We start from the raw sequence: 11107 nt of genomic DNA, 5'->3' as shown, positions 1-11107 counted from the left end.
TGCCGCGACCCTGCGCCGCCAGCTCGGCGCCGCGCGCCAGCGCACCGTGGACTGCGGCACGCTGCGCTAGAATGCCGCACCTGCCCGTTCACGGCGCCGCGCCGTCGCGCGTGCCGAGGCCCGCGCCAGCAGGTAGACTGCCCCGGGCCCGCCCGCGGGCGTCGTCCACCTTGCCGCTTTAGCTCAGTCGGTAGAGCAACTGTCTTGTAAACAGTAGGTCATCCGTTCGATTCGGATAAGCGGCACCATCTAATCCCCTGTAAAACAAAGGTTTGCATCGTGCAAGCCTTCGCCGTCCCTGCTTGTTCGCCGGCTTCGTGCCTACTCAGTGCCTACTTGTTCGTAGCGTTCGCGGTCGCCGCGGTCCTTGCAAACAGCAGGTTATCCGCTCTGTTAAGATAAGCGGCACCATTGATTTAGGTAAAAAAGTAGTGCGTGCACTCCGTAAGCGCGGTTTCCCACTTGATCCGCAGTGCGCGCCGCGGAGCAGTATTAATCAGTGAGGCGTCGCTAAATTGGCACTCCTGCACGATTCTTCCTAAGATTGTGCCGGACAGCGCTAAGCTCTGGCTTGCCATAATGTAGCTACGGGGAAATTACAGTGAAGGTAACAATTAGCGATTGGCTTATTATCTTGGCGACAGTGCTTGGCCCCATTCTCGCTGTGCAGGCTCAAAAATGGGTGGAGCGGAAGCGCCGCGTTTCCGACATGCGCTCCTGGATATTTACAACATTGATGACGACGCGCGCTAATCGACTGACTGCGCCTCACATTGAAGCGCTGAATTCGATCACGATCGCTTTCAATGACAGTGGTAGGAGGCTACGCTCCAGGAAGTGCCAATTGGTTCTGGACAGATGGCGAAAGTACATCGCCCATCTGAACATTAGGCTTGGGGGTGATCGCGATGAGCTAATCCGGCACAACACCCAGATTGTCGAGCTCTTTACAAATCTTCTTGAATCCATGGCAGCGGAACGTGGGTTTGAGTTCGATCGCGTCGAAATTGCAAACGGTGCTTATCACCCGCAGGCCGTCGTGGATAATACGGAAATGGGAAGCGCGGTGATGGAGAACGCTCTCAGAGTTCTGAGAGGCGATCAAGCTATTCAGATCTACGTCGGCGGGCAGCAGCCGAGCTAATAGCTCATCTCTACCCAACGAAAAGAGTTGCTTATTGGTTGAGTGCATCATGCCAGCATGGTCCGAAGTGGACAGTGACTACTCCAATTCGCGCCGCTTGAGGTGGAGCACACATGCCTGTTGCCAAGGTTGCCTTACTGCAATGCACCGCTGAACTCTTGGTTCTACGTCAGCACAAACTCCGGCCCTGCATTGGGTAAGTCTCGCAGGCACTGATGCTGTCTAGCACCGCCCCGCCTGCTGCGCCGCGGCGGGTCGTGCCATGTCGGTCCCGCTAGACTGGGCCACTTTTTTTGGCTGGAGCGTATGCGCATGAAGTCGTCCTTTCTGCCGGTGTCCCTCATCGGCGTGCCTACCGACATCGGGGCCGGCCACCGCGGTGCGCGCATGGGGCCGGAGGCACTGCGCATCGCCGGCCTGCACGAGGCGCTGGCCAATCGTGGCGTGGAGGTGCGCGACATCGGCAACATCGATGGCCCGCGCAATCCCTGGCAGGCGCCGGTCGACGGCTACCGCCACCTGGACGAGGTGGTGGCCTGGAACCGCGCGCTGATGGAGGCCAGCTACGCCGAGCTGCGCGCCGGGCGCATGCCGATCGTGCTCGGCGGCGACCATTGCCTGGGCATCGGTTCGATCACCGCGGTGGCGCGGTACTGCCGCGAGCAGGGCCGCAAGCTGCGCGTGCTGTGGCTGGACGCGCATTCGGACTTCAATACCAGCGAGGTCACGCCGTCGGGCAACGTGCACGGCATGCCGGTGGCCTGCCTGTGCGGGCTGGGCCCGCAGGCGCTGACCGAGCTCGGCGGCAGCGCGCCGGCGTTGCGCCCGGAGCAGGTGCGGCAGATCGGCATCCGCTCGGTCGACCCGGACGAGAAGCGCCTGATCAAGCAGCATCGCGTGGACGTGTACGACATGCGCTACATCGACGAGATGGGCATGAAGCGGACCATGGAGGCGGCGCTGGACGGGCTCGACGCCGACACCCATCTGCACGTCAGCTTCGACGTGGACTTCCTCGACCCCAGCATCGCCCCGGGTGTCGGCACCACCGTGCCCGGCGGCCCCAACTACCGCGAGGCGCAGCTGGTGATGGAGATGATCGCCGACAGCGGGCGCATGGCCTCGCTGGACATCGTGGAGCTGAATCCGGTGCTGGACCACCGCAACCTGACCGCGGAGCTGGCCGTGGACCTGGTGGAGAGCCTGTTCGGCAAATCGACCCTGATGCGGGACTGAGCGACGCGGGCTCACCCTGAATGGGTCGCCGGTTCATTCACGTGAAATCCACAGTCGTGACGGCAGATTCACCCCCAGACGGTAGCGCGGCGACGCCTATCGCCGCCCACCCCGACCACCTGCGATTGCCGAGGACGACCCGATGAAGCGACTGACTACCCTGTTGATGCTGACCCTGTTTTGCGCTGGTGTGCTGACCGGCTGCAACACCGTTGCCGGCGCCGGCAAGGACATGCAGAAGGCGGGCGAGAAGGTGGAAGACACCGCCAAGGATTGCAGCGCGGGCAAGTGCTGAGTTTCGCGCGGCCTGCGTGCCGCGTCCCATGACCAAGTAAGCAAGGAGTGAACCTATGAAGCGTACGTTTGCGTGGATGCTGCTGGCGATGTTCTCGGTGGGCCTGCTGGCCGGTTGCAACACCGTTGCCGGTGCCGGCAAGGACGTGCAGAAGGCGGGCGAGAAGGTCCAAGACGCCGCCAAGAACTGAGCCTCGTCTCGGTGACCAGAAACGGGTCGGCTTGCCGGCCCGTTTTCTTTGCGCGGCTGCCGACCACGGTGTAACGGTTCACGATGCTCATGCATCGCTGACGCTGCGTTGATCGGTTCGCGACGCAGGCCGCGCAATGCTGCGCGGGCGGCGTACGGCGCCGCTTACACATCACGAGAGATGCCATGAACAAAGACATCATTGCCGGCAAGTGGACCCAGCTCAAGGGCAAGATCAAGGCGCAGTGGGGCGACCTCACCGACGACGACTTCGACGTCGCCGAAGGCAATACCCAGTACCTGGCCGGCAAGCTGCAGGAGCGTTACGGCTGGGCGCGCGATCGCGCCGAGAAGGAAGTGCACGCGTTCCGCGACAGCCTGGGCAAGGAATACCACGACTGAGGCGCACACCGCCGCAGGGTCGTCGACACGGGCCGCATTGCGGCCCGTGCTTTTTTGGGTGCGCGGGGAGCTCAGCGCTCCGGCGGATCGGGCACGTAGTCGCCGGGAAACGCACTTGGCGCAACCGCCACGCGCCGCGGAAGTAGGTCGCGCGGCAGCACGCCGCGTGCGATCAGCCGTGCGCGGCTGTCGTAGCGCAGCTCGGTCCGTTGCATCGGCACGTCGCTGGCGCGCTCGAACTCGGTGACGCGCGAGGGCGACCACTCGCGCGCGCCGTGGCCGGTGCCCAGGCGCTGCTGCACGCGGGCAGCGGAGGTGCCTTCGCGTGCATACGCGCGTGCGTCCGCGGACGGTGCCGCCGCGAGGGGCGCGGCCGCACTGCGTTGCGGGGCGGCCGCTGCCGGTGCAGGCAGTGCGTCCGGCGCCGGGACGCCGGGCGTTGCCGCGCGCGCTGCTGCGTTGGAAGCTCTCTCGGCGTCGACGCCTGCGTCCCCCGGGACGGTATCGGGCCATGCCCGCGCTTCGTCGAACACCGCCATGCCGATCACGCCGACGTTGCGCGGGCGCCCGGTCCGTGCCGCATAACTGTCCTCCAGGTCGGTGAACACGAACTGCGCCACGTCCTCGGACGATTTGCGCCATCCGGCGATCTCGGTTTGTTGCCACGGCGCCAGCACATAGCCGCGCTGGTCGCTGGCCGCGGTCTGGCCACTGACCGCGTTGACGCCGTCCACCGACAGCACCACCAGCACCCGCGCCCCGGTCAGGTTGGTCAGGCGCAGCGCGTAGCGGTGGCCTGGCGTGGCGGCGATCCAGCGCTCGCCGCGCCAGGCATGCGCGGGCAGCGGATCGTCGCCGGCATCGCGATCGATCACCTGCAACTGCACCGCCGGCGCCGAGCTCGGTGGCGAAGGCCATGGACGAAAGCCGCACAGCCCGCCGATGCACAGCAGCGCGAAGGCGAGCACGGCGAGGGAACGGGAACGGCGGGGCAGGGAAGGAGCAGGAACGTGCATCGCGGCGACTCCAGGACGGGGACGCCGGATTGAACGCACCACGCGCCGGAACGGGGTTGTCGCGCAGCGGGTAAACTCGCCGGGTTTCCCCCTGACCGTCCATTCCGCATGACCACCCGCGTTCTCACCGGCATCACCACCTCCGGCACGCCGCACCTCGGCAACTACGTCGGCGCCATCCGCCCCGCGCTGCAGGCCAGCCGGCGTCCCGGCATCGAGAGCTTCTTCTTCCTGGCCGATCTGCACAGCCTGATCAAGGCGCAGGACCCGGCGCGGACCCAGCGCTCGACCCTGGAGATCGCGGCGACCTGGCTGGCGGCGGGCCTGGATCCGGCGCAGGTGTGGTTCTACCGCCAGTCGGACGTGCCGGAGACCAACGAGCTGACCTGGTTTCTGACCTGCGTCGCCGGCAAGGGCATCCTCAACCGCGCGCATGCCTACAAGGCGGCGGTGGATAAGAACCGCGCCGACGGCGAGGACGACGATGCCGGGGTCACCGCCGGCCTGTTCATGTATCCGGTGCTGATGGCCGCCGACATCCTGCTGTTCAAGGCGCAGCAGGTGCCGGTGGGCCGCGACCAGATCCAGCACATCGAGATGGCGCGCGATTTCGCGCAGCGCTTCAATCACGTCTACGGCCGCGAGCACTTCGTGCTGCCCGATGCGCTGATCGACGAGCAGGTGGCGACGCTGCCCGGGCTGGACGGGCGCAAGATGAGCAAGAGCTACGACAACACCATTCCGCTGTTCGCCCCGCGCGAGGAGCTGAAGAAGCGGGTGTTCGCCATCGTCACCGATTCGCGCGCGCCCGGCGAGCCGAAGGAGACCGAGGGCTCTGCGCTGTTCCAGCTGTACCAGGCCTTCGCCAGCGCCGAGGAGACGGCCGCGTTCGCGCAGGCGTTCGCCGCCGGCATCGGCTGGGGCGAGGCCAAGCAGCAGCTGTTCGAGCGCATCGATGCCGAGATCGCGCCGATGCGCGTGCGCTACGAAGCGCTGATGGCGCGTCCGCAGGACATCGAGGCGATCCTGCGCGACAACGCGCAGCGCCTGCGCGAACGCTATGCGATCCCGTTCCTGGCCGAGTTGCGGCACGCGGTGGGCCTGCGCGACCTGTCGGCGCAGGCCGATGGCGCCACCGCAGCGGCGGCGGCCAAGCAGGCGCTGCCGAGCTTCAAGCAGTACCGCGAGGCCGACGGCCAGTTCTACTTCAAGCTGCTCGATGGCGAGGGCGTGCTGCTGTTGCAGAGCGGCGGCTTCGCCTCGCCGCGCGATGCCGGGCAGACCATCGCTGCGCTCAAGCAGGCCGCACAGGCCGACGCGCTGCAGGCGGCGCCGGTGACCCTGGAGGCACCGGCCGAGACGGTGCTGGCGGCGCTGGCGCGGCTGCGCGAGGCGGGCTGAGCGCTCGCGCGGCGGTCCGTCGTAGAAGCGGCTTCGGCCGCGACAGGCATTCCCAGGAATGCTTGTCGCCTAGGAATGCCTGTCGCGGCTGAAGCGGCTCCGACAGGGCGGCACTAGCCTTGTCGGAGGATTGCATTGTGGGAGGGACTTCAGTCCCGACGACGGATGGTGTCAGGCGGCGTTCGGCTTCGCTTGTCGCGGCTGCATGACGGTCGACAAATGACGCGTTCCATCGCGACATCCGAAGCGCGTGTGTTTGCCTGCCGCATGCAGTCGGGACTGAAGTCCCTCCCACAATGGGCTGTCGGGTCTGCGGCGTTTCCGTTATTCGTCCTCATCCGGTCCTTGCCGCCCGGCACTGGCAGCATCCTCCATACCGCCTAGAATGGAGCCTCGCCCAGCCACGCTTCTGCGCCATGCCACGCGATCCCAGCATCCATCTCGTCGATACCGGCTTCCAGCGCGCGCAGTTCGATGCCGCGTACCTGATCGTGGAGAACGGGCGCGGCGCCTTCGTCGACTGCGGCACCAGCCATGCGGTGCCGCTGTTGCTGGACGCGCTGACGCGCGCCGGCCTGGCGCCGGCCGACGTGGACTGGCTGATCCTCACCCACGTGCACCTGGACCACGCCGGCGGTGCGGGTGCGCTGCTGCAGCACCTGCCGAACGCGCGCCTGCTGGTGCATCCGCGCGGTGCGCCGCACATGATCGATCCGGCGCGGCTGATCGCTGGCGCCACCGCGGTGTACGGCGAGGCGGAGATGGCGCGCAGCTACGGCAGCATCGTGCCGGTGCCGGCGGAGCGCGTGGTGGTGGCCGAGGACGGCCATCGCCTGTCGCTGGCCGGGCGCGAGCTGCTGTGCATCGACACCCCCGGGCACGCCCGCCATCACCTGTGCGTCTGGGACGCACGCAGCCGCAGCTGGTTCAGCGGCGACACCTTCGGCCTGTCCTACCGCGAGCTGGACAGCACGCGCGGCGCGTTCGCGATCCCGACCTCGTCGCCGGTGCAGTTCGAGCCGGAAGCGATGCAGGCCTCGATCCAGCGCATGCTCGGCTACGCGCCGCAAACGCTGTACCTCACCCACTACGGTCCGGTGGAGGGCGCCGAGACGCTGGCGGCGGAACTGCTGGAGCAACTGGAGGCGATGGTGGCGATCGCGCGCGGCTGCGACGGCCGCTCCGACCGTCATCGTTGCCTGGTCGCGGCGCTGACCGCGCTGTATCTGGAGCGGGCGCGCCTGCATGGCTGTCCGCTGGACGATGCCGGTGTGGAGCGTGTGCTGCACATGGACATCGAACTCAATGCGCAGGGCCTGGCCTGCTGGCTGGATCGTCCCGCGCGCTGAACGGCGGCCGGTTTCGCGCACGCGAATGCGTCGCCGTGCTGTCTCCGCACGACGCCATTCTCTACACTGTGCGGCCCGCTTGTTGCCAGGTCGTGACCGTGAACCCGATGCGCATGTTGCTGCTGTCCGCTTCCCTGTTCATGGGAGGTGCGGCACAGGCGGCCAACGATGCGCTGGCCGGCGACGCGGGCGGCGACGCCGATGCCTTGGAGCGGCATGCCTTGCCGGCGAACAGCGATTCCTCCGAGGCCCGTGGTCCGGCGACGCCGGGCTGAGCGACGCCGGCCGAGCGAGATGCGAGTGCCATCAGAGCACGTTGGCTGCGCAGTGCCAGGGCCGTTGGCCGGCGACACGCGCGGTTGCGCTGGGTGCGCGGGAGAAGGAGATCTTCGCGGGTGGCGCAAGGCCACGCGTAGGAGCAGCTTCAGCCGCGACGGGGCGTGACCGGCAATGCCTGTCGCGGTTGAAGCCGCTCCTGCGAGAGAACAACGCGGTGTTCGGCAAGGCTGCGAAAAGCGCGCTAGAAGCGGCCTGAAGCCGTTTCTACCGTGCCAGGTGCGGGCCGGTGCCGCAAGCGACCATGCCGCACTGCTCAGGCAGTGGTGTCGATCAACCCGCCGACGATGCCCTGATTGAGCAGGTCGCCGGTGACCGTCCCGCTGAGGCTGGGATCGGACTGCAGCAGCGACGACAGCTGCGGGGTCAGGCCCTGGCCGCTGAAGACGCCGGAGGCGTTGTACAGGCCCGGGGTCGACGGCGGGGCGGTGATGGTGCCGAGCAGGCCCTGGTCGTACGTCTGCGTGGCCTGGTCGAGGGTGGGATACGGCCCGGTGCCGGTCGAGGTCGACGCGCCGGTGGACGAGGTCGACGAGCCGGCGGTCGAGGTGGAGGTGCCGGCAGACGAGGTCGAGGCTGCATCGGTGGGGCCGGCGCTGACGATGCTGTTGAACAGCCCGGCCGCGTTGTAGGTCAGGCCCGTGTCGGCCGGGATGGTTCCCGCGAGGCCGCCGAGGCTGAAGATCACCGAGGCCTCGCCGGACAATTCCACCGCCTGCTGCACCGCGGCCTGATCGGTGCTGGCCACGATCGGGTTGCCGGCTTGAGCCGAACCGCTGGAGGCACTCGCTGCGGAAAAGCCATAGGGCGACGTGCCATAAGGCGTGACGGTGCCGAGCGGCGACAGTGCGGTATCGATGGCCATGGCAGTGCGCAGCGAGCAGGTGTGTGTGCGTACAGATACGCCCGTGCGGCTGAACCGTCTCTTAGGTTTTTCGGGGGCTGCGGAGCGCCGGAGCGGGCTGCAGTTGCGCTGTCATGGACGTCGGCTGATCGGTGGAAACTTCAGTGGTCAGAACTGCATGGAGCAGCACACTCATCGCGCGAGGCCGGTCTCGTTTCTTCGGCCAGAGCGCGGCGCGGGTCGGCCATGCGCAGTGGCGGCAGCTGACGCGACCTGGTTGAGATCCTTCATCTGCTGCGCGCTGCTGGTCTGGCTGTTGACGCGCCCATGCGGACCTGCAGCGCCGCGGCCTGATGATCACGGTGGAGCGCCGGGCGCCGCTGGCGGTGGCTGCGGTGCCGGTGTGGATGCCCGTGCGGCACCCGACGCATCGTCGCGCCAGCGGCTCATCGCTGCCTCGTCGCGCCGGCGCGACCTTGAGGCAGTCGGCGCCCTCAGTGCGATGGGCGGCGTGGCTTGGCAGGTTTGCAGGGGTACCGTTTGGCCAGGGCCTGCACGACCAGGTCGCTGGCGCGCTCGTCCAGGCGCGCGTCGGGCAGCGCGCCGAGATCGGCGACCAGGGCCTGCACATCCGGTGGACCGGACTGGCCGGCCGGTCGGCACCATCGCGCGCCCTCGCTGCCGGCCGCGATGCCGAGCATGTAGGCAGCCGCCGTGCGCGAGGACACCATGACCCGCAGTTCCTGCGGTTGCTGCGGACCCAGGTCGTCTGCCAGCGAGCCATCCAGCGGGGCTTCCAGCAGCTGATGTCCGTTCAAGTCCCAGGGTCCGGCAGGCGGGCGTGCCGCGCTGTTGCTGCCCAGCGCCGCCAGCAGGGGCAGCGCGAGCCAGGTGCGGTGTGATGTCATCCACGACTCCTTTCTCGACGAGTGGTCTGCACGCCGCGGCGGTGCGGCACGCGCGGGTGAAGCGGCTTGCGCACAGACCAGGTGCTCTAGAATAGCGCCCCCGCTGTCTCTGGCGCCGTCCGATGCCTTCTGCTCCTGTCGCCGCTGCGCCTGCGCGCGGCGGCTTCGTCGTTCTCGCCCTGTTCCTGGTCTATGTCGTCTGGGGCTCGACCTATCTGGCGATCCGCTTCGCCCTGGAAGGCGGCGCGCCGCCGTTGAGCGTGGTCTCCGGCACGCGCTTCGTGATCGCCGGCAGCGTGCTGTACGCGGTGCTGCGCTGGCGCGGGGTGCCCGCGCCCACGCGCGCGCAGTGGCGGCCGCTGGCCATGCTCGGCGCGCTGATGCTGGTCTGCGGCAACGGCCTGGTGGTGCTGGCCGAGCGTCAGGTGTCCTCGGGGCTGGCGGCGGTGGCGGTGGCCTCGGTGCCGCTGTGGATGGCGCTGTTCGGCACGTTGCGCGGCCATCACGCCAGCCGCGGCGAATGGCTGGGCATCGTGGTCGGCTTCGCCGGCGTGGTGTGGCTCAACGCCGGCAGCAGCCTCAATGCCAGCCCGCTGGGCCTGGTGCTGCTGTTGATCGCGCCGGTCGGCTGGGCGTTCGGCTCGGTGTGGTCGCGCGGGCGCGATCTGCCGATGCCGTTCATGGCCGCCGCCGGGCAGATGCTGTGCGGCGGGGTGATGCTGGTGGCGATCGGCCTGCTCAGCGGCGAACGCCTGCACACCCTGCCGAGTACGCAGGGGATGCTGGCGGTGGCCTACCTGTGCGTGTTCGGCTCGATCGTCGCCTTCACCGCCTACGTGTGGCTGCTGCAGAACGTACGCCCGGCGCTGGCCGGCAGCTATGCCTACGTCAATCCGGTGATCGCGGTGGCGCTGGGCAGTTGGCTCGGCAACGAACGCTTTAGCGCCAGCGATTTCGGTGCGATGGGGGTGATCCTGGCCGGCGTGGTGGTGATCACCGTGGCGAGGACCCGGCGATGACCGCGGTCGCCGCGCAGGAGGCCCGGCGCGGCCTGTGGATCACCGCGGCGACCTTCGCGCTGTGGGGCGTGGTGCCGGTGTACTGGCACCTGCTGCAGGCGGTGCCGTCGCCGCACATCATCGCCCACCGCATCGTCTGGAGCACGCTGCTGGTGGTGGCCTGGCTGGTGTACAGCGCACGCCTGCAGTGGTGGCGGCGCATCGCCGCGCAGCCGCGCGCGCTGGCCACGCTGGCGCTGAGCAGCCTGGCGATCGCCTTCAACTGGGGCCTGTACATCTGGGCGGTCAATGCCGGCCATGTGATCGAGACCAGCCTGGGCTACTTCATCAATCCGCTGGTCAACGTGCTGCTCGGCGTGCTGGTACTGCATGAGCGGCTGCGCCCGCTGCAATGGCTGGCGGTGGCCTGCGCTGCGCTCGGCGTGGCCTGGCTGACCGTCGACGCCGGCACGTTGCCATGGATCGCGCTGGGCCTGGCCGGCTCGTTCGGGCTGTACGGCCTGCTGCGCAAGCTGGTGCAGGTGGATGCGGTGGCCGGGCTGGGGGTGGAGAGCCTGTACTTGTTCCTGCCGGCGCTGGGCTTCGTGCTGTGGGGCGAGGCCGGCCACGGCGGTGGCTTCGCCGGCGCGTGGGGCTGGCGCAACGACCTGCTGCTGGCATTCGGCGGCGTGGTCACCGCGGTGCCGCTGATCGGTTTCGCCTACGGCGTGCGACGCATCCCGCTGTCGCTGGTGGGGCTGCTGCAATACATCGCGCCAAGCCTGCAGCTGCTGCTGGGCGTGTGGTTCTTCCGCGAGCCGTTCGACGCGGGCAAGGCGATCGGCTTTGCCGCCATTTGGATCGGCTTGCTGTTGTTCGCCGGTGAGAGCCTGTGGCGGCGAGCGGGGATTAGGGATTAGGGATTAGGGATTCGCAAGAGCAGAAGCAGCGCAGCCCGCTGTTACGAATCCCCAATCCCGACTCCCTGC

At 68.0% G+C, this 11107-nt stretch carries 12 protein-coding genes, 1 tRNA gene and 1 pseudogene; 11 read left to right on the top strand and 3 right to left on the bottom strand.

Features of this window, described 5'->3' with window-relative positions; translation table 11 throughout:
* Positions 1–172 precede the first annotated feature (172 nt).
* The 6 genes from D180_RS16555 (at position 173) to D180_RS16530 (ending at position 3266) form a co-directional block, all read left to right on the top strand.
* A tRNA-Thr gene (locus tag D180_RS16555) sits at positions 173–248 on the top strand.
* A gap of 353 nt (positions 249–601) precedes the next feature.
* A complete protein-coding gene (locus tag D180_RS22565; RefSeq protein WP_157835480.1) occupies positions 602–1144 on the top strand; it encodes a DUF6680 family protein in 543 nt (180 codons plus the stop codon).
* A 312-nt stretch (positions 1145–1456) separates the two neighbouring features.
* Positions 1457–2380 carry an arginase gene (rocF, locus tag D180_RS16545; protein WP_026144365.1) on the top strand — a complete coding sequence of 308 codons (924 nt, stop codon included), beginning with the start codon at positions 1457–1459 and terminating at the stop codon, positions 2378–2380.
* A 142-nt stretch (positions 2381–2522) separates the two neighbouring features.
* Entirely contained in the window at positions 2523–2675 is a 153-nt protein-coding gene (locus D180_RS16540; RefSeq protein ID WP_017908941.1) for an entericidin A/B family lipoprotein, read from the top strand.
* A gap of 55 nt (positions 2676–2730) precedes the next feature.
* Entirely contained in the window at positions 2731–2865 is a 135-nt protein-coding gene (locus D180_RS16535; protein ID WP_026143575.1) for an entericidin A/B family lipoprotein, read from the top strand.
* Positions 2866–3050: 185 nt separating this feature from the next.
* Positions 3051–3266: a CsbD family protein gene (locus tag D180_RS16530; RefSeq protein WP_010341025.1), complete on the top strand. Its 216-nt coding sequence runs from the start codon at positions 3051–3053 to the stop codon at positions 3264–3266.
* 71 nt (positions 3267–3337) lie between these two features.
* Here D180_RS16530 and D180_RS16525 read toward each other — a convergent pair whose 3' ends face one another.
* Positions 3338–4234: a hypothetical protein gene (locus D180_RS16525; protein ID WP_017913673.1), complete on the bottom strand. Its 897-nt coding sequence runs from the start codon at positions 4232–4234 to the stop codon at positions 3338–3340.
* Between the two features lie 156 nt (positions 4235–4390).
* On the opposite strand from D180_RS16525, the gene D180_RS16520 reads away from it, so the two are divergent.
* The 3 genes and pseudogenes from D180_RS16520 to D180_RS24825 form a co-directional block, all read left to right on the top strand.
* Complete coding sequence (locus D180_RS16520) at positions 4391–5683, top strand: tryptophan--tRNA ligase (RefSeq protein ID WP_017913672.1); 1293 nt, start codon at positions 4391–4393, stop codon at positions 5681–5683.
* Positions 5684–6099: 416 nt separating this feature from the next.
* Positions 6100–7032, top strand: coding sequence for an MBL fold metallo-hydrolase (locus D180_RS16515; protein WP_017913671.1), 933 nt, complete (start codon positions 6100–6102; stop codon positions 7030–7032).
* Positions 7033–7139: 107 nt separating this feature from the next.
* Positions 7140–7250: pseudogene (locus D180_RS24825) on the top strand (peptidase); the annotation flags it as partial.
* Between the two features lie 374 nt (positions 7251–7624).
* On the opposite strand, the gene D180_RS16505 reads toward D180_RS24825, so the two are convergent.
* Both D180_RS16505 and D180_RS16500 read right to left on the bottom strand, forming a co-directional pair.
* Positions 7625–8233: a hypothetical protein gene (locus D180_RS16505; RefSeq protein ID WP_017913669.1), complete on the bottom strand. Its 609-nt coding sequence runs from the start codon at positions 8231–8233 to the stop codon at positions 7625–7627.
* Positions 8234–8706: 473 nt separating this feature from the next.
* Positions 8707–9120, bottom strand: a complete 414-nt coding sequence (locus D180_RS16500; protein ID WP_017913668.1) for a Rap1a/Tai family immunity protein — start codon at positions 9118–9120, stop codon at positions 8707–8709.
* A 122-nt stretch (positions 9121–9242) separates the two neighbouring features.
* Between D180_RS16500 and yedA the strand changes: the two genes are divergently transcribed.
* Positions 9243–10139, top strand: coding sequence for a drug/metabolite exporter YedA (gene yedA, locus D180_RS16495; RefSeq protein ID WP_017913667.1), 897 nt, complete (start codon positions 9243–9245; stop codon positions 10137–10139).
* Positions 10136–11038, top strand: a complete 903-nt coding sequence (rarD, locus tag D180_RS16490; protein WP_017913666.1) for an EamA family transporter RarD — start codon at positions 10136–10138, stop codon at positions 11036–11038. Before yedA ends, rarD begins: the two co-directional genes overlap by 4 nt.
* Positions 11039–11107: the final 69 nt, after the last annotated feature.

It is taken from the genome of Xanthomonas sp. SHU 166 (assembly GCF_000364685.1).
GTDB lineage: Bacteria > Pseudomonadota > Gammaproteobacteria > Xanthomonadales > Xanthomonadaceae > Xanthomonas_A > Xanthomonas_A sontii.
This window is presented reverse-complemented; position numbering and strand designations above follow the sequence as displayed.

Excerpts from the sequence above, each read along its gene's own strand:
- rocF (WP_026144365.1), top strand. The coding sequence starts at position 1,457 with ATGAAGTCGTCCTTTCTGCCGGTGTCCCTCATCGGCGTGCCTACCGAC.
- D180_RS16540 (WP_017908941.1), top strand. The coding sequence starts at position 2,523 with ATGAAGCGACTGACTACCCTGTTGATGCTGACCCTGTTTTGCGCTGGT.
- D180_RS16535 (WP_026143575.1), top strand. The coding sequence starts at position 2,731 with ATGAAGCGTACGTTTGCGTGGATGCTGCTGGCGATGTTCTCGGTGGGC.
- D180_RS16530 (WP_010341025.1), top strand. The coding sequence starts at position 3,051 with ATGAACAAAGACATCATTGCCGGCAAGTGGACCCAGCTCAAGGGCAAG.
- D180_RS16520 (WP_017913672.1), top strand. The coding sequence starts at position 4,391 with ATGACCACCCGCGTTCTCACCGGCATCACCACCTCCGGCACGCCGCAC.
- D180_RS16515 (WP_017913671.1), top strand. The coding sequence starts at position 6,100 with ATGCCACGCGATCCCAGCATCCATCTCGTCGATACCGGCTTCCAGCGC.
- D180_RS16505 (WP_017913669.1), bottom strand. The coding sequence starts at position 8,233 with ATGGCCATCGATACCGCACTGTCGCCGCTCGGCACCGTCACGCCTTAT.
- D180_RS16500 (WP_017913668.1), bottom strand. The coding sequence starts at position 9,120 with ATGACATCACACCGCACCTGGCTCGCGCTGCCCCTGCTGGCGGCGCTG.
- yedA (WP_017913667.1), top strand. The coding sequence starts at position 9,243 with ATGCCTTCTGCTCCTGTCGCCGCTGCGCCTGCGCGCGGCGGCTTCGTC.
- rarD (WP_017913666.1), top strand. The coding sequence starts at position 10,136 with ATGACCGCGGTCGCCGCGCAGGAGGCCCGGCGCGGCCTGTGGATCACC.